Source organism: Kitasatospora sp. NPDC008050, assembly GCF_042957465.1.
Classification (GTDB): Bacteria; Actinomycetota; Actinomycetes; order Streptomycetales; family Streptomycetaceae; genus Kitasatospora.
The window spans coordinates 97,581-118,477 of sequence record NZ_JBIBIJ010000011.1 but is presented as its reverse complement, the minus strand read 5'-3'; the positions used below and the strand labels follow the sequence as shown (position 1 = coordinate 118,477).

General features: G+C 71.9%; 15 protein-coding genes and 2 pseudogenes. 8 read left to right on the top strand and 9 right to left on the bottom strand.

The features are described from left to right. Window position 1: 1 nt before the first annotated feature. Window positions 2-535 (bottom strand): thioesterase II family protein, encoded by a 534-nt coding sequence (locus tag ACFZB9_RS22390; RefSeq protein ID WP_391449683.1) that lies wholly within the window; start codon window positions 533-535, stop codon window positions 2-4. Here ACFZB9_RS22390 and ACFZB9_RS22385 point away from each other — a divergent pair. Further along, window positions 449-742 carry a hypothetical protein gene (locus tag ACFZB9_RS22385; protein WP_391449974.1) on the top strand — a complete coding sequence of 98 codons (294 nt, stop codon included), beginning with the start codon at window positions 449-451 and terminating at the stop codon, window positions 740-742. The two genes, ACFZB9_RS22390 and ACFZB9_RS22385, sit on opposite strands and share 87 nt — an antisense overlap. Before the next feature lie 109 nt (window positions 743-851). Here the strand turns inward: ACFZB9_RS22385 and ACFZB9_RS22380 are convergent, their stop codons facing one another. Continuing rightward, the gene (locus ACFZB9_RS22380; protein ID WP_391449682.1) at window positions 852-1,760 is read right to left on the bottom strand and encodes a helix-turn-helix domain-containing protein; all 909 of its coding nucleotides are present in this window, start codon (window positions 1,758-1,760) and stop codon (window positions 852-854) included. Between the two features lie 137 nt (window positions 1,761-1,897). Between ACFZB9_RS22380 and ACFZB9_RS22375 the strand changes: the two genes are divergently transcribed. The 6 genes and pseudogenes from ACFZB9_RS22375 to ACFZB9_RS22350 all read left to right on the top strand — a co-directional run bounded on the left by ACFZB9_RS22375 (window position 1,898) and on the right by ACFZB9_RS22350 (window position 8,547). Next, the gene (locus tag ACFZB9_RS22375) at window positions 1,898-2,815 is read left to right on the top strand and encodes an MBL fold metallo-hydrolase (RefSeq protein WP_391449680.1); all 918 of its coding nucleotides are present in this window, start codon (window positions 1,898-1,900) and stop codon (window positions 2,813-2,815) included. 28 nt (window positions 2,816-2,843) lie between these two features. Continuing rightward, on the top strand, window positions 2,844-4,283 hold the full coding sequence (locus tag ACFZB9_RS22370; protein ID WP_391449678.1) for a carboxylesterase/lipase family protein: 1,440 nt from the start codon (window positions 2,844-2,846) through the stop codon (window positions 4,281-4,283). Between the two features lie 234 nt (window positions 4,284-4,517). Continuing rightward, window positions 4,518-5,774, top strand: a complete 1,257-nt coding sequence (locus ACFZB9_RS22365; RefSeq protein WP_391449676.1) for an alpha/beta hydrolase family protein — start codon at window positions 4,518-4,520, stop codon at window positions 5,772-5,774. 211 nt (window positions 5,775-5,985) lie between these two features. Continuing rightward, window positions 5,986-7,312: pseudogene (locus tag ACFZB9_RS22360) on the top strand (sensor histidine kinase). Next, entirely contained in the window at window positions 7,309-7,986 is a 678-nt protein-coding gene (locus tag ACFZB9_RS22355; RefSeq protein WP_391449674.1) for a response regulator, read from the top strand. Before ACFZB9_RS22360 ends, ACFZB9_RS22355 begins: the two are co-directional and overlap by 4 nt. A 177-nt stretch (window positions 7,987-8,163) precedes the next feature. After that, a complete protein-coding gene (locus tag ACFZB9_RS22350) occupies window positions 8,164-8,547 on the top strand; it encodes a hypothetical protein (protein WP_391449672.1) in 384 nt (127 codons plus the stop codon). On the opposite strand, the gene ACFZB9_RS22345 is transcribed toward ACFZB9_RS22350, so the two are convergent. The 6 genes and pseudogenes from ACFZB9_RS22345 to ACFZB9_RS22320 all read right to left on the bottom strand — a co-directional run. After that, window positions 8,544-9,749, bottom strand: a complete 1,206-nt coding sequence (locus ACFZB9_RS22345) for a DUF6895 family protein (RefSeq protein WP_391449671.1) — start codon at window positions 9,747-9,749, stop codon at window positions 8,544-8,546. The genes ACFZB9_RS22350 and ACFZB9_RS22345 overlap by 4 nt on opposite strands. Before the next feature lie 138 nt (window positions 9,750-9,887). Further along, on the bottom strand, window positions 9,888-10,193 hold the full coding sequence (locus tag ACFZB9_RS22340; RefSeq protein ID WP_391449669.1) for a hypothetical protein: 306 nt from the start codon (window positions 10,191-10,193) through the stop codon (window positions 9,888-9,890). Continuing rightward, on the bottom strand, window positions 10,180-11,409 hold the full coding sequence (locus tag ACFZB9_RS22335; RefSeq protein WP_391449667.1) for a hypothetical protein: 1,230 nt from the start codon (window positions 11,407-11,409) through the stop codon (window positions 10,180-10,182). Before ACFZB9_RS22335 ends, ACFZB9_RS22340 begins: the two co-directional genes overlap by 14 nt. Before the next feature lie 323 nt (window positions 11,410-11,732). Next, the gene (locus ACFZB9_RS22330; protein WP_391449665.1) at window positions 11,733-11,885 is read right to left on the bottom strand and encodes a hypothetical protein; all 153 of its coding nucleotides are present in this window, start codon (window positions 11,883-11,885) and stop codon (window positions 11,733-11,735) included. A 131-nt stretch (window positions 11,886-12,016) separates the two neighbouring features. Continuing rightward, window positions 12,017-12,973: an aldo/keto reductase gene (locus ACFZB9_RS22325; RefSeq protein WP_391449663.1), complete on the bottom strand. Its 957-nt coding sequence runs from the start codon at window positions 12,971-12,973 to the stop codon at window positions 12,017-12,019. Between the two features lie 149 nt (window positions 12,974-13,122). Further along, window positions 13,123-13,470, bottom strand: a pseudogene (locus ACFZB9_RS22320) (hypothetical protein); the annotation flags it as partial. A 276-nt stretch (window positions 13,471-13,746) separates the two neighbouring features. Between ACFZB9_RS22320 and ACFZB9_RS22315 the strand changes: the two are divergent. Continuing rightward, on the top strand, window positions 13,747-14,382 hold the full coding sequence (locus tag ACFZB9_RS22315) for an NAD(P)-dependent oxidoreductase (protein ID WP_391449661.1): 636 nt from the start codon (window positions 13,747-13,749) through the stop codon (window positions 14,380-14,382). 65 nt (window positions 14,383-14,447) lie between these two features. Here the strand turns inward: ACFZB9_RS22315 and ACFZB9_RS22310 are convergent, their stop codons facing one another. After that, window positions 14,448-20,738, bottom strand: coding sequence for a beta-ketoacyl synthase N-terminal-like domain-containing protein (locus ACFZB9_RS22310; protein ID WP_391449659.1), 6,291 nt, complete (start codon window positions 20,736-20,738; stop codon window positions 14,448-14,450). Window positions 20,739-20,897: the final 159 nt, after the last annotated feature.

The window sequence follows — 20,897 nt, the reverse complement described above, 5'->3', positions numbered from 1 at the left end:
CTCAGATAGTTGGCCGTGTATGTGATCCGGCCGATGACGGTACAGCCCCCGAACCGAACGGCGTTGGCCCTGGCTCAGCCCCGCCAGGTTCTTGAGGCGCGTCGGGCAGCCGGTGCAGGCCGGCCTGCCGGGCGGTGCCGGGCGCCCCGCGACCGGAGGCGAAGAACGTCAGCAGCGTGATGCCGTACTGCTGCTCGAACCGCCGGGCCACCTCGAAGGCCACCATCGCGCCCATGCTGTGGCCGAAGAGCGCCAGCGGCCGGTCGGTGAACTGCAGCAGCTCCTTGACGGCCAGGTCGGCCAGCGTCTGCAGGTCGTCGACACAGGGCTCCGGCCGGCGCTCCTGCCGGCCGGGGTACTGCACCGACAGGATGTCCAGCTCCAGCGGGCGCGCCGCCCGGCGCAGCGCCTCGGCCATCGGGAAGAAATAGGTGGCCGACCCACCGGCGTGCGGAAACGCAATCTGAACACCACCGGCTTCAGCTTCTCGCTCGGCGGCGGCTCGACCTCGCCCGCGCCGGGCGGGGTCGCGCACAGCCTCGTGATCGGCAAGCACCCGGACGGGCACGGCGGTTCCTACGAACTCGCGATCTGGCGCCAGGACGCCGGAACCGTGAACGACGCGAGCCTGTACCGGATCGCCGAAGCGGTACTGCCGACCCTGCCGGGATGGGTCGCGGGCACCGCGGCCCCGAGCGTCCCGCCCGCCACCCCGTCACTGGCGACGGAGACCCTCCAGTAGCCGGCCTGGCGTAGCGGCCCTGCGCCGGGTTGCCGCGTGTGACGACGAGGGTGAGCTCGGCGTCGCACCGCTGTGCTCGTCCGTGCCGGTCGCCGCGGTGGGCCGTCCGTCACGGCGAGGAGAGTGACCTGCCGGGAACGCCGACGCCGCCCGCGTACACCGCCCGGTTGCCGCTCGCCTGCCCAAGGAGCGCGAGGGCCTCCTCCGACGGGGAGTCGGCGGTGGTCGTGCACACGATGAGCAGCTGATCCGGTGAGCGGGCGATCGACAGCGTCTGCTGCGTCACCGTCACCGTGCCGACGACGGGATGGTGCAGCTCGTAGGAGGCGGCCTCGCACGCTGCCACGCGGTGATCCCTCCACAGCGCGACGAACTCCGGGCTGCTCATCGTCAGCTCGCCGATCAGCTCCGCGAGCAGCGAATCCTGCGGGTGCCTGCCGACGGCGATGCGCAGGTTGCCGACCACCGCGCGCACCTTGCGCCTCCAGTCCGCGTACAGCTCCCGACAGTGCGGGTCCAGGAACAGCATCCGGCTCATGTTCGGGCGCCGCGCCGGGTCGTTCGGGCCGAGGAAGTCCAGGTGACCGGCCAGCAGGGCATGCCCGAGGGGGTTCCAGGCCAGCACGTCGGTGCGCCGGCCGAGCACGACCGCCGGGACGCCGTCCACGGCGCGCAGCAGGTCGCGTGTCTCGTCGGCGAGCTTCTCGGGCCGCGGGCGGCGCACCCGGGGCGCGTGGCGGGCGGCGACGGCGAGCCGCTCCAGGTGCTCGCGCTCGTGTTCGTCGAGCAGCAGGGCACGGGCGATCGCGTCGAGCACCTCGGCCGACGCCCCACGGGACAGGCCCTGTTCGAGACGGGCGTAGTAGGAGACGCTGACGCCCGCCAATTGGGCCAGTTCCTCGCGCCGCAGCCCGGCCACCCGTCTGCGGGGCCCCAGGTCGCGCAGGCCGACGTCCTCGGGTCGCAGCCGGGTTCGTCGGGCTCGGAGGAAGGCGCCGAGCGGGCCGGGTCCGTTCATCACCCCAGTATTCGTGCGCGGCGCGATCCCAGCCACACCCTGCGAGGGGTAGGACAACCCGGGCGTGGTCCATGTCCGTCCGCGGGTCCAGACTCGGTCCCCTTGCGACACCTACCCCGGACCCGAGGACGGACCCCATGGATCGCACCCCGGAGCAACTCACCATCGGCGAGGTCACCGTCACCCGCATCAAGGAGTTCTACGGCTCGGCCGAGATGCCGCCGCACCGGTTCTTCCCGGACAGCCCCGACGGCGCGTGGCAGGAGCAACGCCACTGGCTGGCACCCGACTTCTGGAACCCGCAGACGAACGAGTGCCGCACGGCGGTCCAGTCCTGGCTGCTGCGCAGCCAGGGACGCACGATCCTCGTCGACACCGGCGTGGGCAACCACAAGGACCGGCCCTACGCACCGGTGTGGAACCGCCTGAACACGGACTACCTCGACAACCTCGCGGCCGCCGGGGTGCGGCCCGAGGACGTCGACATCGTGGTCAACACCCACCTGCACATCGACCACGTCGGCTGGAACACCCGCTTGGAGGGCCGGACCTGGGTGCCGACCTTCCCGAACGCCACCTACCTGATGACCCGGCGGGACTTCGAGTTCTGGGACCCGGCCAACGAGAACAGGACCGTGCTCGGCCGCGGGAACCAGAACGTCTTCGAGGACAGCGTCACACCCGTCCACCAGGCAGGACTGACGCACCTGTGGGAGGGGACGTACCGGATCGACAGGAACCTGCGTCTGGATCTCGCGCCCGGACACACCCCCGGCTCGTCCGTGCTCACCCTCGAATCCGGCGGCGATCAGGCGCTGTTCGTCGGGGACCTGGTGCACACCGCCCTGCAGATCACACATCCGCAGACCAACTCCTGCTTCTGCGAGGACCCGGCGGCCTCCCGCGCCACCCGGCACAGACTGCTCGGCCGCGCCGCCGAGACCAACGCGCTCCTCTTCCCGGCGCACTTCGGCGGCCAGGGCGCCGCGCAGGTCGCGCGCAGCGGGTCGACGTTCACGATCAAGGAGTGGGCGGGCTTCTCCCGCCTCTCCTGACCCCCCACCAGAAAAGGAGTCACCTCCCGTGCCCCGACAGGCAGATCCGGTCGTCGAAACCCCGGCGGGCGCCGTGCGCGGCCTGCTCGACGGATCCGGCGAGCGCTACCGCGCCCTCCCCTACGCGGCGCCGCCCACCGGCGCCGGCCGCTTCGCCCCGCCCGCACCGCACCCGGGCTGGTCCGGCATCCGCGACGGCAGGCGGCCCTCGCCCACCGCTCCCCAGCCGGCCCGCGACTTCGGCCGGCTCGACATGACCCCCTACTTCGGGCCGGGCTGGGTGCCCGGCGAGGAGTACCTGAGCGTCGACGTCCACACGCCCGCCGCCGACGGCGCCCGGCGCCCCGTCATGGTCTTCGTGCACGGCGGCGGCTTCGTCAGCGGCTCGAACCGCGCCGCGCTCTACGGCGGCAGCGCCTTCGCCCGCGACGGCGTCGTCCTCGTGACGGTCAACTACCGCCTCGGCATCCCCGGTTTCCTCGATCTGGCGGGTGCTCCGCCCAACCGCGGACTGCTCGACGTGCTCGCCGCACTCGGCTGGGTGCACGACACGATCGCGACATTCGGCGGCGACCCCGGCAACGTCACGGTCTTCGGCCAGTCCGCGGGCGCCACGCTCATCGGCGCGCTCCTCGCGACACCACAGGCAGGCGGCCTGTTCCGGCGGGCGATCATCCAGAGCGGCAGCGGCACCGGCGCGTTCACCCCGGAGCAGGCGCAACGGGTCACCGCCACGGCAGCCGCCGCGCTCGGCATCGAGGCGACCGCCGAGGCGTTCGCCCCGATCCCCGACGAGCGCTTCCTGGCGATCCTGCCCGCCCTGACCGGCCTCGACCTGCGCACCGACACCGCCACGGACCCGCTGGCCGGGTTCAGCCCGTTCAGCCTGGTCCTGCCGGTCCAGCCCGCCGACGCCCTCGCCGAGGGCCCGGCCCGCGACGTCGACCTGCTCATCGGCACCACCACCGAAGAGGGGCGCCTCTACCTCGTCCCGCACGGCGCCCTGGAATCCACCACGCAGGCCGACCTGCTCGCCCTCGCCACCCGACTGCACACGGACCCGCACACCGCCCTCACCGCACAGCGCGCGGCACAGCCGGACCGAACACCGGGCGACCTGCGCTCCGCCCTGCTCGGGCAGGCCCTGTTCGAGGCCGGTACGACGCGCATGGCCCAGGCCCACGCGCGGCTCTCGGGCGGCCGCACACACCTCTACTCCTTCGGGTACCGCTCGACGGCCCTGGGCGGGCGACTCGGCGCCGCCCACACCGTCGAACTGCCCTTCGTGTTCGACAACGCCGACCAACCCTGGCTGCACGCAGACACCCGCCTCCTGGGCCCCGACCCCGCCCCAGCCGGACTCGCAGCCCAAGTGCACGGCGCCTGGGTCGCGTTCGCCGCCACCGGAGACCCCGGCTGGGCGACCTACCACCCCCAGCGCCCCGTGGTGGAAACCCTCGGCGGCTGAACCTCCTCCCCGCCGTCACACCGCGCGCCGGGAAGAAGGGGGGCGCCGGCCCAGCCTGCGTCGTCCGGTGCCGTACCCAGGTATGAGGCCGAACCTGGCTCTCAGGTGTGAGGCCGCACGCCTGCCCGTCCGCCTACGGTTACTCCCGTTCGGGCGAACCAGCCCGCGCCCGACCTCTCCTCGGGCGGCCTGCTCATCGCCGTCCGACGGCTCCTGCTGAAAGGCGAACGCCTCATGACCCAACACCTGCCGCCCGCAACCACGCTGTCGCGCCGTCGCCTTCTGGCGCTCTCGGCCGTCACTGCGGTGACGGGTCTCGAACTGGTCAGCACCGCCGCGCCGGCCACCGCCTCGTCCCGGTCCGCCCTGGCCGCGAGGCCCCTGACCGGCTTGCCGGCCGACAGCGGCCGGCTCACGCTGCCTGCGCCAACCGGTCCCGAACGCATCGGCACCGTCTCACTGCACCTGGTCGACCCGGCACGCACGGACCCGTGGACACCCTCCCACCCGACACGCGAGCTCATGGTGCAGATCTGGTACCCGGCGCAGAGCGTGCGAGGCTACCCGGCGGCGCCGTGGCTCTCCACCGGTGCGGTGCCCCACTTCGAGCAGGGCTGGGGCATGCCCGCCGGGCTGGTGCGCTGGCCGGCCTCCCACGGACACCTGGGCGCTCCGGTGGAGCAGGGCCGTCCCCGCCCGGTCGTGCTCTACTCGCCCGGGTACAGCATGGACCGCAACTCCAGCACCACCCTGGTGGAGGAGCTGGCCAGTCACGGCTACATCGTGGTCACGATCGACCACACCCACGACTCGCCCGAGGTCGAGTTCCCCGGCGGACGGATCGAGACCGGCACCGTCCCGGAGCATCCCACCGAGCAGGTCATGGCTCAGGAAACCGGGGTGCGCGCAGCCGACGCCCGCTTCGTCCTCGACCAGCTCGCCGCCCTCGACGCCGGCCGCAACCCGGACGCCGAGCAGCGCCCGCTGCCGAGCGGCCTGCGCGGTGCGTTCGACCTGGCCCGCATCGGCATGTTCGGGCACTCCCTCGGTGGCTGCACCGCCGCGGCCACGATGCACGACGACCCACGCGTCAAGGCCGGTCTCAGCCTGGACGGTCCGTTCGTCGGCGCCGCTGCCACCGCGGGCTCCGACCTGCCGTTCCTGCTGCTGACCAGTGACCACGACGACGCCTTCGCCGGCTGGGACGTGTTCTGGGAGAACCAGCGCGGTCCGAAGCTCCAGCTGCGGCTGACGGGATCGACCCACGGCTCGTTCACCGACGGCGAAGTGCTCTACCCACAGCTCGCCCCGGTGCTCGAACTCACCGCCGAGCAGGTCGTCGAGCAGATCGGCAGCGGAGATCCGCAGCGCTCGGTCCGCGTCCAACGCACGTACATCCGGGCGTTCTTCGACCTGCACCTGCGTCACCACGACAGCGGCCTGCTCCACGCCCCGTCGCCGCGCTACCCCGAGATCCGGTTCGTCCGCTGACGCCCCGCGGCGCGAACCACCCGTACGCGCATCGAGCGGGACACCGGACACCTGACGGCTGATCGGACCACCCGGACCACCCGGACCACACCAACCACGCGGACCACCCGCACCACGCGGACCCGCCCGACGTCGTACCCCGGTATGAGGCCCGGCCCGGTCCCTGGGTATGACGACCGGCGAGCGCCCGCCCGCATACGCTGGCCACCGCATGAACGATCGCCTCGCCCCCCAAATCCCCGCCCCCGCCTTCCTCCTGGCCGTACGGCGGCTCCTGCGCCCCCTCGGGCAGCCGCACTCCGCCGCCGCTCGGCCTGCGGTGCCGCTGTTCGCCGAGGCCCGCCATCGCTGGCAGCGGCTACTGCCGTACGCCGTCTCGCTGGTCCTGGCCGGCTGGCTCACCCAACTGGGCGCCCAACTGATGTCGCAGCTCTACGGCCTGGGCGGTGCCCTCGCTCTGGGGCTGGCCACCGCCCAGGCCGCCCCGCTGCTGCTGGCGGTCGCCCGACCGGTGCAGGCGTGGTGGGTCATGACAGCCGCCGATGTGGTCGGCGCCCTGGTACTGGCAGCGACCCCGGGGGGGTTCCGGGCAGAGCTGGCCGTGGCCACTGGCCGTCGTCATCGGTCAGTCGGTGCTGCTCGCGGCCCTCACCCGGCGCGCGACACGCCGCACCCTGTTCGGTGTGTGGCTGGGCCTCGGGGTGGTCGGGGTCTTCCTGTGGAGAGCGTTCCCCACGGCAGGAGACGGCACCAACAGCACGCTCTTCGTGCTCGCAAGCCTGGTGCTGCTGGCCGGAGGGGCGCTGCGCGAGCGCGGTGAGGCACAGCGGCAACTGGTCGAGCAGGAGCGCGTCAACGCGGACGAACGCGGACGGCGCACCCTGCTGGAGGAGCGGGCCCGGATCGCCCGGGAACTGCACGACGTGGTCGCCCACCACATGTCGCTGATCACCATCCAAGCCGACAGCGCCCCTTACCGGATCGCCGGAGTGCCGCCCGAGGCCCGAGAGGAGTTCGTCACCATCGCCGCCACCGCGCGCGAGTCGCTCCGCGAGATGCGCAGGCTGCTCGGTGTGCTGCGCAGCGAGGACGCCGACCACGAGCGGGCCCCGCAGCCCGGCCTCGACCGGGTGCCGTGCCTGGTCGAGGCGAGCGTGCGGGCCGGTACCCCGGCCGAACTGCACGTCGCCGGCGAGGTCGCCGCGCTCGGCGGCCTGCCGTCGGCCCTCGAACTGTCCGCTTACCGCATCGCGCAGGAGGCGCTGGCCAACGTCGTGCGACACTCGCCCGGCGCGGACACCCGCGTCTCGGTCTCCCTCTCCCCCGACGGTGGGCACCTGACTGTCCTGGTCGTCAACGGCGCCCCGCCGAAGCCCGTGGACCCGCTGGAGAACACGGGCACCGGACACGGCCTGATCGGCATGCGCGAACGCATCCGGCTGGTCGGCGGCACTCTGGACACCGGCCCGCTGCCGGACGGCGGTTTCCGCGTCGCCGCCTGGATCCCCGTGCGAGACAGGGACGGCGGCACCGCATGACGATCCGGGTGGTCGTCGTCGACGACCAGGCCATGGTCCGCGCGGGGTTCGCCGCACTGCTCTGCGCGCAGAGCGACATCGAGGTGGTCGGCCAGGCCCCGGACGGACGCCAGGGCGTCGACGTCAGCCGCCGCGCCCGTCCGGACGTGGTGCTCATGGACGTACGGATGCCGGAGATGGACGGCCTGGAGGCGGCCCGGCGGCTCCTGGACCCCTCGCCCGACGTCGTCCACCGCCCGAAGGTGCTGATGCTCACCACCTTCGACCTCGACGACTACGTCTACGAGGCGCTGCGGGCCGGCGCGAGCGGCTTCCTGCTGAAGGACGCACCGGTCGCCGACCTGATCCAGGCCGTCCGCGTCGTCGCCGCCGGCGATGCGCTGCTGGCCCCGTCGATCACCCGCCGCCTCATCGCGGATTTCGCCAGGCAACGGCCCGCCCCGTACCGCGCCCCGGCCCTGCGACTGAACGGCCTCACCGCGCGCGAGACCGAAGTCCTGGTCCTCATCGCCCGGGGTCTGTCCAACACCGAGATCGCGGGAACACTCGTCGTCGCCGAACAGACCGTGAAGACCCACATCGGCCACGTGCTCGCCAAACTCTCCCTGCGCGACCGGGCCCAGGCCGTCGTCTTCGCCTACGAGTCCGGTCTCGTTGCCCCCGGCGACCGCTGAACACGATCACCAATGCCTCCTGGCGCCGCGACATGTGGGGGCGTCAGCCGAGGTCGTCGATGATCTCGGCGAGGCGGTTGAGCTGCTCGGCGAGTTGGGCCCGTTCAGCGGGGGCGAAGGCCGCGTAGCCGAGCGCCTGGCGCTCACGCCGCTGCTCACGCAGCCGAGTGAGCCGCCGTGGTCTTCATCCACCCCACCGAGCCGGCGATGCCGATGCTCCCCGGCATCTCCGCACCGGTCATCGACTTCACCTTCGACACCGCCCGCACGGCCGTCCAGATGACCCTCAACGGCGTGATGAGCCGCCACACCCGCATGAAGGTGATCCTCTCCCACGCCGGCGGCTCCCTGCCCTACGTCGCCCACCGCGTCGCCGCCGGTGCCGCGCTGGTCACGCCGGCTCAGGTGGTGCCGCATGGACTCAGCCGGGTTCTTCGGCACACACGCCCGCCCGTTCCGCTGGACCTACCCGGGCACCACACACAGAGGGAGCGTGACCGCCGCGCGCGGGTCCGCGGTCAGCGGGCCAGTGCCGCCGTGAGGTCAACCCCGATCAGCTAGATCAGCGATGCCTGGTTCGACAGGAACTGGGCCGCGACCTGGATTCCTTTCGAATCTCCCGCACGAGAATCCTTGGACGCCACAACCATGCGGGTGAGGGCCGTGAGATCGTAGCGTCGCACAATGGCAATGGTTGCTGCTTCGGTCAGTGCTTCGAGTAGCACTGCGGGGGCGATCGGCAGTTCAAGCAGGTTGGCCACGGCTGGTGGGGTCCGGTGCGGCGGCGATGGCCAGGCGATGTCGACGATTCGCAGCGCGTCAGGACTCGGGACAGCAGGTGTGGCGTTCTCTCCCGGGCTGAGCCACTCCTCGTTCCTGGCGAGCACAGTCGCGCAGAGCAGTGCATCGACGTACGCCACGTGGTACTGGTGAAGGAAGCGGTAGGCGTCGCGCCCGGCAGCCGGCTGGCGTTCGTAGTCCTCGTCGCGGAAGGTCGGTCCGGGCAGGAAGCCCTGTTTGTGCAACACGTGTGTCCGCAGTGCCCAGCCGCACTGTACGGCGCCGGAGGCGGTGCCCGGGACCACCGCGTCAGCCAGCTGTAGCTCCCCCAGTATGTCGAAGTCGCTGATGGCCAGCGCCAGGCAGGCGGCCGATCCGATGGAGGACCGCAGGTCCTCCGGCGTGATGCCGGGAATTTCGTCCTGCCCGAAGTCGGTGACGTACATCAGAGCATGCGTCAGCGCATAGCAGTCGTCCCTGTTGCTGTAGATGCCGACCATGTCCGACGAGATGAAGGGTGTGTCGAGATCCCATGGCGTGATCAGGCCGGAGAAAATCTCTCCCAGCGGACCGGAGGCAAGTTGCCGGAATATCCACTGCTGTTCCATCCGGCGGAACGGAGAGCACCCGTGTGCGCCGACCTCGCCGGTCCGCACAGCATTGGCGACCAGGCGGTCCATTCCCGCGTCCGGGTAGCCCAGTGCGGAGAGATGCAGGTGGCCGGCCCCAAGACTGGTTACCGTCTGGGGGTGCCGGGCCATCACATACCGAACGCGTTGAGCGCGGCACCATCGCGTGCAGTACTCGACCAGCTCTGCCCAGGACCGCTCGTTCTGCCGGGCTCCCACTCGATCGGCGACGAGCAGGAGCAGCACTGTCTCGAGGACGAGCTTGTCCTGCTTTCGGACCAGCTCGCCCTCGTCGTCCGGCCAGCGCGCGGCGTATTCATCGAGATGCCGGAGGTTCGCGCTGGCGTACTGCATGACCTCGCTGATTCGCTGACGGAGGTCGGCTGCTGAACAAGCGGCTGGCTGGTTGCCCGAGGCGCCATCCTGCGGAGTTCTCACTCGGGATCCACCTTCCGCACGTTTCAGTAGGTCCTGGGAACGGTTACTGCTGGGTCACGTCGGGTGTGTCCCCCCGTCATCCGGGGGCGGGGGCGAGGGCGGTTCCGGAACGGGCTTCACGACCACGCAGTAATTGTTGTTCCAGAAGACGACATTGTCATCCTCCGACACTGCTTTCAGCAGATCGGGCTGCAGGACGTCACGGACCGATGTCTCCAGATTGAGCAACTTGCTTTGCGACAGTGCGCTGATCAACCGATCAACGTCTACCTTGGGGCGTCCGTTCGACATGTCATTTCCTCCTCTCCTTTGCTGGATCTGATACTGCACGAAGGCCTGATCGCTCTTACTGCGCGTCACCCACGGTCGCTGGAACGCTGACACGACTCGGCGCCAGGAGTCTCTTCAGGAGGGCGGAATTCGCCAGCAAGAAGGATATTTCTTCGTACCTCACCCGATTTTCCGGTAGAATTTCCGAGAGATCTATTTTGTGTCCTTCGAGCAGGATTCGGAGAATTTCTGGAACAGGGTCGGCGATGCTGATTCCGTCGCCCTCGTCGAGCAATACTCCGATCGCTGCGGCCAACTGTTCGACGGGATTTCCGCCATACTTCTGGGAGAAGATTTTGAGCGATCCCTCTCGGTCAGCGCCGTTCAGAATGAGTGCGAGCACCAACCGGGCACCCGGGTCTCGGACGCGTTCGCGCAGGGCCGTCAGCTGGAGGTCTTGCACCAGGACATCGGTGACCTCTCGTAGCGGCTCTCCAAGGCTCCCGTACCGCTCGGCAACGAGGTCGATGGACTCATCCAGGAGAACGGTTCCCTGAGCTGTTTTACAGAGCTCGAAGAGCAGCGAGAGCGAGGACATGAAGTCACTGGTCGCAAGCCACCGCCGCACACATTCCTGAAAGCGTTCCGGATCCACCTGCAACATTCGCATCAACTGTAACCGACGCTGCGTCGGCGGGTCGTCGAAGAACGGATTGGTGGCCACCGAGGGCGGATGGTAATCGTACTGTGGCTGGGCCCTGGGATCCGCGTGAGTCCGCGCTATCAGCGTCACTGATGGATGTTCGAGATGGAACAGGGAATGTGCTCCATCAGGCCCAGGCAATATCGGGCGGACAGCTCCGACCGACAGCACCTCGGAGCAGCTTCGGATGACATCACCGATGATGACATGACGGGAGACCTCGATTCTCCCATCGAAATGCCACCGGCTGTGCAGGCTGGATCCCGAGACCACTCGGAAAGCGCCTTGGAAGCCGTGCTCGTGGATGGAAGTGGTCGATGAGAGCCAATACAGGAGGCCCAGGTAGAAACGGCTCGTGCTGAACAGTGTCAGCGGAGGTTGGCCGAACCTCGCGCACATGTCTATCTGATGCGGAAGGCTCGGACCGCAAACGGTCTCTGCCGCGAACTCCAGGGGGTCAAATCCGTTGAGATCCGATCCCGAACCGAGGAGATCGACACAAATCTCCGGGAAGGAGTCCTCGGAATAGTCGTGCAACCGCCACTCCCGGTCCAGGGTATTTCCCAGTTCCTGAAACATGTTCCACATGCCGGCTTGAGCCATGGCTTCCTCGCAACACAGACTTGTGCACCGCTCATGAGGGCCTGGGGGGAAAGTTCTGCCGGACTAAACGGATGCGGCAGCTCACCGAGCAGAAGATTGCTTCTCGCTGCGCGACCAGCTGACGCCTTCCTGCGGCCGAGCAGCGGTGGGAAAGGCGGGACCACGCCCACGCACTCCACGTTTCGGTTCTTCGAACTCCATTATCACACGATTCGGTTGGGTGTGTGTCGTGCGCGCCGCCACGGTCGGGCCAGGTCTTCGGCGTAGTCAGCTGCCCCTCACCCCAGAGCATCGGCGTAATCCGGTGATGTCCCTTTTTGTGATCACGCGAGGCCGAGAAGCACCAGTGGGCGTCGTGGGTCACGGGCACTGCGGCGGAGGCAGGCCGCGATGTTGGTGACGCCGGATAGCTTCAGCGCGCCGATGGCCAGGTTGTGCCAGGTCGCCATCGCGCGCGGCGCGTTGCCGGTCCGCACCTGGGAGGCGTCCTCGCCGATATCGCCCTCGCGATGCTGGCGGGGAGACCCGCGACGGCCTGCCGGCCGTGCCACCGACTCGCCTGCGCAGCGGCCGTCCGCGCCCGTCGCACCCGTCCGCGCCGGGCTGCTCAGGCCGCGGCCGGCTCCGCGCCGAGGAGCGCGTCGATCTCGGCCAGTTCCTCGGAGGTCGGCGCCCACTGTCCGGCGGCGGCGTTGGCGCGTACCTGCTCGGCACTGGAGGCCCCGGCGATGACCGAGCCACAGCCGGGCTGTGCGGCGAGCGCGCCCACGCCGATCTCGAGGACGCTGCGGCCGTGCGCCTGGCCCCAGGCGGCGAGGCGTTCGACCGCGTCGAGGCCGGCCTCGGTCACCCGCTCGGGCCGCGACGCCAGGCGCGAGCCCGCGGGGACACCCGTGGCACGGCGCACCTTCCCGGTCAACAGACCGTTGGCGAGCGGGAAGAACGGCAGCACACCGAGGCCGTAGTGCAACGCCGCCGGCACCACCTCCCGCTCCACGCCGCGTTCGAGCAGCGACCACTCGTTCTGGGCCGAGACGAACGGCACCGCCCCGATCTCGCGGGCGACGTGCGCGGCCTCGGCGATCTGCCAACCGGCGAAGTTGGAGTGCCCGATGTAGCGCACCTTGCCTTCCCGCACCAGCTCGCTGAGCGCCGCGAGCGTCTCGGAGATCGGCGTGTGCGGGTCGGGGGTGTGCAACTGGTAGAGGTCGATGTGGTCGGTCTGCAGGCGCCGCAGCGATTCCTCGACCGCCCGCCGGATGTAGGCCCGGCCGCCCTTCGCCCCAGCCGCGGGGCCGTACCCCAGGTCCGCCCACTGATGGCCGAACTTGGTGGCCAGCACGACCTCGTCGCGCCGCCCCTTGAGCGCCTGGCCGAGCAGTGTCTCGGATCCGCCCAGGCCGCCGTACATGTCGGCGGTGTCGAAGAGCGTCACCCCGGCGTCGAGTGCCGCCTCGACCACCGCACGGGTCTGCGCCGCGTCGAGACGTCCGCCGAAGTTGTTGCAGCCGAGTCCGACCACGGAGACAAGGAGCCCACTGCTGCCGAGCGTTCGATAGTCCATGCCGGCACTGTACTTCCGGAACCCGGACTGCAACGGCCACCGCCTCGCCGGGCGGCGTCACGGGAACCCCTGGGGTTGGGAGCGGGGGAAGCGCACGGGCTCGGCACCACCATGCGGCCTGGACGGCGGACGAGTTGGGGGCTCGCCGGTCAGAGGGCGAGGGCGGGGTAGTCGGTGCAACCCCGGTGGTCGCCGCCGTAGAAGGTGGCCGGATCGGGGGTGTTGAAGGGGCCGCCGGCGGCGAGGCGGGCGGGCAGGTCGGGGTTGGCGAGGAACAGGGCCCCGTAGGCGATCATGTCCGCGACGCCGGCCTCGACGGCGTTGCGGGCCGCCTGGGCGAAGTCGTCGATCGTCTGCCGGATCGCGGCCTCGTCCAGCTCCCTCGGGGTCACGAAGTCCTTCGGCCCCTCCTGGGTGTAGACCTGGCCCGTGGCGGCGATCGCCGAGGGCGCCACGGGGACCAGCCCGTGCGGCAGCAGGCTCGGGTGGCCGAGCCGGCGACAAGCGCGCCTCCCTCATCGAGCCCACCGCGGCCGGCCAGGCCCTGCGCCGCGAGGTCGAGCAGAGCTGGAGCCGGCTGGAGGACCTCGTGATCGCCGGCCTGACCAGCGGCGAACGGACCGCGGCCCTGGACACTCTGGAGCGCCTGGAGCAAACCTCGTGCAGGCCGCCGCCGGCCCCGAGCGGGCCGCCTGTCCCGAACGCTGACCATTCGCCCTGCGGGCGCACGGGCCGATGATGGGAGGGGAATCCCGACTCCCGTGGGAGGCGTCATGAGGCTCACCGTCCTCGGAGCGACGGGTGGTGTCGGACGGCACCTGGTCGCACACGCACTGGCCGACGGGCACCGGGTCACCGCAGTGGTCCGTGATCCGGCACGGCTTGCCGTACGGCATCCGGAGCTGACCGTGGTGCGGGCGGACGCCCTCGACCCCGACGAGGTGGCGGGGGTGGTCGAGGGCGCGGACGCCGTGCTGTCGGGCGTGGGTCAAGCCGGGCGGCACGACCCGCTCCATCCGGCCTCGGCCTCGGCCCGCGCGGCGGCGGCGGGGATGGCGGCGACGGGGGTGCGGCGGCTCGTCGTGGTGAGCGCGGGCACGCTCAACCGCTCCGGGGCCGGGCAGTCGTTCGTGGCGCGGCGGGTGCTGTCGCCGCTGCTGTGGGTGGTGTTCAAGGAGCTCTACACCGATCTGGAGACCACGGAGCGGATCCTGCGCGCCAGTGACCTGGAGTGGACCGCGGTGCGGCCCGCCCGCCTGACCGACGGCCCCGGACAGGGCCGCTACCGGCCGGCGATCGACTCAGGCCCACCCGGCAACAGCATCGCCCGCGCGGACGTCGCCAGGGCGATGCTCGACCTCCTCACCGACCCGCGGACCATCCGCCGCACGGTGGGACTGAGTCACTGACACCGCACGGGCGCCCACCGGGCACACCGGGCACACCTCGCACGCCAATCCCTCCGGTTCCCCGGTCAGTCCCCCGGTTCGGACGGCAGCGTCCGGGAGAGCCACCGGTGGATCGCTTCCGCTGTGGTGGCCACGTGCTCCTCCAGGACCGAGTGGTGGTCGCCCGGCACGTCGCCGGCTCGCAGGTGCAGGGTCGCAACGGTCGTCTCCCCCGGCCGGTCCAGGAAGAGGCGCGTGTAGGCGCCCATCGCCGCGAGAGCGGGCTCGTCGAGCCTGAGCGCACTGCGGACCGCCAGTTCGGCCAGCCACTGCTCGTCCCGGACCGGGTGGGTGTCCACCAGCACCACCGCCAGAGCGCCGACCTGCTCCGCGACGGCCTGTGCGACCAGGCCGCCGGTGGAGCGGCCCAGCAGCACCACCGGCCGGTCGAGTTGCCCGATCGAGGCGGCGTGCGCGCGGACGAGCGCCGCCACGTCCTGCGGCACGGGGCCGCCCTCGTACCCCGGGTGCGGAAGCAGCCACAGGCCCGGCAGGTGCCGGGCCAGGGGGCCGTACTCCCCCGGGGGTGAGGTGAAGGAGGGGAAACAGACGATCGCCGGACCGTCGCCATCGCCGTCGCCGTCGCCGTCGCCGTCGCTGAGTCTCTGCGGGGCCACAGCGGGGAGCGTCGCCGCCGACGGCAGCGCCCACGACGCGCAGACGAGCAGGTGCACGGCCTCCTGGGGCCGGCCCAGCTCGCACAGCTTGCGGTAGAGGAAGGCGAGCGTCCCCGGAGCGGGTGGCGGGCGCAGCTGCTCGGCCAGGGCCCTGGGTGTGGCGGAGTCGAAGACCACCGTGGCGGGCAGCCGCAGGCCGGTGCGCGCCTCCAGGCGGTTTCGCAGCTCGATCGAGGTCAGCGAGTCGAAGCCGAGGTCGAGGATCGGGGTGTCCGGCTGCACCTCCGGGTAGCTCAGCACGGCGGCGACCTCGGTGCACACCAGCTCCAGCACGTCGCCCGGCGGGGCCTGCTGCGGCGTGCTGCGGCTCCTGGGCCGGGTATGGGGGCCCCTCCCGGCCGAAGGCTGGGGGAGGTCGAAGGCGATCGGCACCAGGACCGGCTCGTCGGTGCCCAGCGCCGCCTCCAGCAGTGCCACGCCCTCGGCGGGCGTCAGGGGCAGCAGGCCGGGACCGGCGGTCCGGTCGGCCATCATCCCGATCGTCCACGGGCCCCAGGCCAGCGAGAGGGCGGGGAGCCCGAGGCGGTGCCGGTGACGGGCGAGCTCGTCCAGGTAGCCGTTGGCCGCCGCGTAGTTGGCCTGCCCGGCGTGACCGAGCACACCGGCGGCCGAGGAGAACAGCACGAAGGCGTCCAGGTCCCGGTGCGCGGTCAACTCGTGCAGGTGCCAGGCCGCTTCGGCCTTGGGGCGCCACACCGTCTCGACGCGCGCCGGGGTCATCGACGCCAGGATCCCGTCGTCCAGGACCCCGGCGGTGTGCACGACGGCTCGCAGGTCCTCGATCGAGTCGACCAGCGCGGCCAGGGCCGCCCGGTCGGTGACGTCCAGCGGCGTCTCGCCGCTGCGGCTGGCGACCACGACGCACACTCCCTGGTCCCGCAGGTGGTCGGCGAGCGCCCGGCCCAGCGCGCCGCCACCGGTGACCAGGACGGTCCCGCGCCAGCTGAAGGACCCGCCCGGCACCGGGACCAGCTCCGCGCGCTCGGACACGATCTCGGTGCGCCCGGCGTCGGATTCGGCCAGGGTGAACCTGCCGGGGTGCTCCGTCTGCGCGACCCGCACCAGAGCGGCCACCGCCGCTGCGGCCAGGTCCGCCGGCCGCACCAGGACAGTCAGGTGCCCGCGGGCGTCCTGCAGCTCCCGCAGCGTGAGCGCCAGGGCCGCGGGCGCGTCGCCCGGCGGCACCTCAAGGACCCGGCCGTGCGGCAGCGGGCCCGGAACCCGCTGCCACTCGGGGCGGAACAGCGTGCCCCGGCCGGTCGCGGCCGTACGCACGGTGAGTGATTCGACGCACGCCACCGGCCGGCCCCGCTGATCGGTCAGGTCGATCCGCCCGTCACGGATGCGCACGCGCAGACCGGTGGCGCCCCGCGCCAGCAGGTGCACACCGCGCAGGGCGAAGGGCATCCCGCCGGTGAGCTGCCGTGCCGGGTGCAACGCCGCGTCGAACAGGGCGGGGTGCAGCGCGAACCGCCCCGCGTCCGGGAACTGTCCGCGTACCTCGCCGAAGAGTTCGTCGCCGCGGCGCCACATCCTGCTCAGCCCGCGGAACGCGGGTCCGTAGTCGGCGTGCTCGACGTCGAGCTCCTCGGCGTCCGGCGGGGGCCACTGACCGAGGTCCACCTGCGGCCCGGGCCGGGAGTCCAGTCGGCCGCCGGCACAGCGGACCCCGTTCGCGTACACCTCGAACGGCCGCGCGCCGTCGGACTCGGGGCGGACGACGATCTCGGCCCGCCGCGTCTGCGGAAGGCGCATCGCCGTGTGCAGGACCAGTTCGTCGACGGTGGTGCAGCCGGCCCGCGCCGCGGCGTACAGCACCAGCTCCAGGATCGCCGTGGCGGGCACGATCGCCGTTCCGTCGACGACGTGGTCGAGCAGCCACACCGGGCTGAGGTCGGCGACGCACACCACCTCACCGGAACCGGGCACGACCACGGTCGACTCGATCAACGGGTGCTCGGCGGCGCGGTCGAGCCAGTAGCGCTGCCGGTCGAAGGCGCGGGTGCCCTGCAGCCGGGCGGCCGCCCGCTCGGGGTCGGTGGTGGGGACGACACCCTCGACGAGCGCGGCCAGCGTGTTGCCCGGGCCCAGTTCGACCAGGGTGGCGCCCTCGACCATGGCCAGGTGGTCGGCGAAGCGGACCGTCTCGCGCACGTGCCGCACCCAGTGGTCCGGGTCCTGCGGGCGGGCCCCGATGACCGGAATGAGCGGTTGGTGGTACGTCAGACTCCGTGCCACCTGCGCGAACTCGGCCAGGATGGGGTCCATGAGCGGGGAGTGGAAGGCGTGGCTGACGGTGAGCCGGGTCGTCTGCTCGAACCCGGCGGCGATGGCCAGCACCTCCTCCTGCGGGCCGGACACGACGACCGAGTCCGGCCCGTTGACGGCCGCGATCGCGGTGCGGGCGGTGAGCCGGATCTCGCTCTCGGCGGCCCGGATCGCGACCATGGCGCCGCCCGTCGGTAGGTCGCGCATGAGCCGCCCGCGGGCGGTGACCAGTCTCGCCGCGTCCGGCAGGGACAGGACGCCCGCCACGTGAGCCGCCGCGATCTGCCCGGCGGAGTGCCCGATCAGCGCGTCCGGGCGGTATCCCCAGGACTCCAACAGGCGGAACAGCGCCACCTCGTAGGCGAACAGGGCCGCCTGGGCGAAGTCCGTGCGGTGCACCAGGTCGGTGCCGATCGCCTCCCGCAGCTGCGGATCCAGCTGGGCGCAGGCCTGCTCGAACGCCGCGGCGAACACCGGGTACCTGGCGGCCAGGTCCCGTCCCATCCCGGGCCGCTGCGCCCCCTGCCCCGGGAAGAGGAACGCCACCCGCAGCTGCTCGTACTCCTCGACGATCACGTGCGCGTTGGTCCCCGAGATCCCGAAGGCCGACACCCCGGCACGGCGCGGACGGTTCCGCGCCGGCCAGGGCGTGGGCTCGGTGACCAGGCGCAGCGCACCGGCGGACCAGTCGACGTGGGGGCTTGGCTCGTCGAGGTGCAGCGTGGCGGGCACGGTGCGGTGCCGCATCGCCATCACGGTCTTGATCACCCCGGCGACCCCGGCGGCTGCCTGGGTGTGCCCGAGGTTGGACTTGACGGTACCGACCAGGACGGGCTCCGACCGGTCCTGTCCGTAGGTGGCCAGCAGCGCTCCCGCCTCGATCGGGTCGCCCAGGGCGGTTCCGGTTCCGTGGGCCTCGACCACCTCCACCTCGGCGCCGGTCAGTCCGGCGTCGGCCAGCGCCTGCTGGATCACGGCCGCCTGGGCGGGCCCGCTGGGCGCCGTGAGGCCGTTGGACGCCCCGTCCTGGTTCACCGCCGAGCCCCGCAGCAGGGCCAGGATCGGGTGACCGGCCCGCACCGCGTCGGTCACCCGCTCCAGGACCAGCAGCCCCACGCCCTCCGACCAGGCCGTGCCGTCGGCGGCCGCGGCGAAGGGCTTCACCCGTCCGTCCGGGGCCAGGCCGCGCTGGCGACTGAACACCACGAAGCTGTCGGGCGTGGCCATGACCGTCGCGCCGCCGGCCAGGGCCAGGTCGCACTGCCCGGCCCGCAGGGCGTCCGCCGCCAGGTGCATGGTGACCAGCGAGGAGGAGCAGGCCGTGTCCAGGGTGAGCGCCGGTCCGTGCAGCCCCAGGTGGTAGGCGATCCGCCCGGAGGCCACGCTGCCCGCCGCACCCAGCGCGATCTGGGACTCCAGCTGATGCGCGGCGCCCCGGAAACGGCCGGCGTAGTCGTTGTACATCAGGCCCACGTACACGCCGGTGTTGCTGCCCCGCACCGACTCGGGCGCGATGCCCGCGCGTTCGAGCGCCTCCCACGCCGTCTCCAGCAGCAGTCGCTGCTGCGGGTCGGTGGCCAGGGCCTCGCGCGGCGACATGCGGAAGAACGCGGCGTCGAAGTCGGCCGCGTCGGTGAGGAAGCCGCCGCGCGTGACGTAGCTGGTGCCCACGTGGTCGGGGTCCGGGTGGAACAACTCGTCCAGGGGCCAGCCCCGGTCCGTGGGGAATTCCGTGATCGTGTCCTGGCCGGCGGCAACCACCCGCCAGAGGTCCTCGGGGCTGCTGATCCCACCGGGATAGCGGCAGGCCATGCCCACGATCGCGATCGGCTCGGTGGCCGGCCGGGCGGGCGGCGGCGGGCCGGACGCCCCGCCGGTGAGGTAGCCGGCCACCGAACGGGGCGTGGGGTGGTCGAAGACCAGCGACGGTGGCAGCGCGAGGCCCAGCTGCGCGCCCAGCCTCTCGCGCAGTCGCACCGTGCCGAGCGAGTCCAGCCCGGCTTCGGCGAACGGCTGGTCCGCCCCGGGCGACCGGCCGGTGATCGCCTCGGTCGCCCGCCCGACCACGTCGAGCAGGTACTGGAACCGGAGCCGCCGCCGAGCGGGCTTGCCCGAGGACGTCTGCGGAATCCGGCTGATCGGGCGGATCGCCTCCGGCACCCGGTGTGGCGGCAGCCGGCGACGGCAGAAGGCGAGCAGCGCCACCGGGTCCGCCTCGCCCACCACGTAGGCGACCGGCACCTCGCCGAGGACCGGGTCGGGCTCACCCGCCACGGCCACATCCTGGACGCCCGGGCAGGGGGCGAGAACCCGCTCGATCTCGGCCGGGTGGATGTTCTCCCCGCCCCGGATGATCATGTCGCCGGCCCGCCCGGTCACCACCAGCCGGCCGCCCTCCTCGTGGCCGAGGTCCCCGGTGACGTGCCACCGGTCGGCACCGGGCATCCTCAGCTGGATCTCGCCGTCCACGAACCGGGTTTCGATTCCGGGCAGCACGACGCCGTCGACGGCGACCTTCCCGGACGTCTCCGTGCTGCCGTAGCCGTCGTGCAGCTCACGGTCGAACCTGCGGCGGAACCGGACCCGCAGCTCCTCGGGCAGCGGGGCCCCGGCCGACAGACACCGGGGCGGCAGTGGCGCCCCGACGTCCAGCAGCCGGCTGAAGACGGTGGGCACGCCGCCCAGCGCGGTGAACGGTGTCCGGCGCAGCAGGTCGGCGGCCCCCTCCGCCGTGAAACGGTCCATCAGGTAGGCGCTCGCGCCCAGCGCCAGGACGCCCACCAGGCACATCGAGTGCCCGAAGGCGTGGAACAGCGGCAGCGGCCACAGCAGGTGGTCGTCGCCGGACATGCCCAGCAGCCCCCGGTAGGCGTGCTCCGCCGACCGGAGCCAGGCTCCTTGCGCCGACAGCACGCCCTTCGGGTCCCCGCCGGTGCCGGACGTGTAGTGGAGCCAGGCGGGCTCATCCGGCCCGAGGTCGTCACGCGGCGGCGTGCGGGTGGGCGCGAGCAGGTCGTCAACGGTCACCACGCCGACGCCGGCCACCCGCCGGACCTGCGCCAGGTGTTCGCGGTCGGTGACCACCAACCCGGCTCCGCTGTCCGCCAGCCGGAACCGAAGGTCGTCGTCGTCGCTGCGCGGGTCGAGCAGGACGCCCACCGCGGCCGCCCGGCAGACGCCGAGCGTGGCCGTGACGGCAGGCACCCCGTTGCCCAGGCACAGCGCCACCCGACGTCCGCGATCGACGGGGAGGTTGCCGGCCACCCGGGCGGTACGGCGGGCGAGATCCCCGTAGCTCACCGCATCATCGGCGTCGGCGAAGGCGGTCTTGTCCCGCAGATCCGCTGCGTGACGGAGGATCAGCTCATACACCTTGCACCTCTGCGGTCGGTCACGACGTCCAACTGACGTTGGTCATCTGGATCCTGCCCCACGGTCGGCTGCGGACTCCTCACCCGATCGGGTGGCCCCGGGGAGGGTCGGGCCGATCCCGGGGACACGTGGGCCCGCCCGGAAGCGCTGCTCCCGGGC

Excerpts from the sequence above, each read along its gene's own strand:
- ACFZB9_RS22380 (WP_391449682.1), bottom strand. The coding sequence starts at position 1,760 with ATGAACGGACCCGGCCCGCTCGGCGCCTTCCTCCGAGCCCGACGAACC.
- ACFZB9_RS22375 (WP_391449680.1), top strand. The coding sequence starts at position 1,898 with ATGGATCGCACCCCGGAGCAACTCACCATCGGCGAGGTCACCGTCACC.
- ACFZB9_RS22365 (WP_391449676.1), top strand. The coding sequence starts at position 4,518 with ATGACCCAACACCTGCCGCCCGCAACCACGCTGTCGCGCCGTCGCCTT.
- ACFZB9_RS22355 (WP_391449674.1), top strand. The coding sequence starts at position 7,309 with ATGACGATCCGGGTGGTCGTCGTCGACGACCAGGCCATGGTCCGCGCG.
- ACFZB9_RS22345 (WP_391449671.1), bottom strand. The coding sequence starts at position 9,749 with ATGCAGTACGCCAGCGCGAACCTCCGGCATCTCGATGAATACGCCGCG.
- ACFZB9_RS22335 (WP_391449667.1), bottom strand. The coding sequence starts at position 11,409 with ATGGCTCAAGCCGGCATGTGGAACATGTTTCAGGAACTGGGAAATACC.
- ACFZB9_RS22325 (WP_391449663.1), bottom strand. The coding sequence starts at position 12,973 with ATGGACTATCGAACGCTCGGCAGCAGTGGGCTCCTTGTCTCCGTGGTC.
- ACFZB9_RS22315 (WP_391449661.1), top strand. The coding sequence starts at position 13,747 with ATGAGGCTCACCGTCCTCGGAGCGACGGGTGGTGTCGGACGGCACCTG.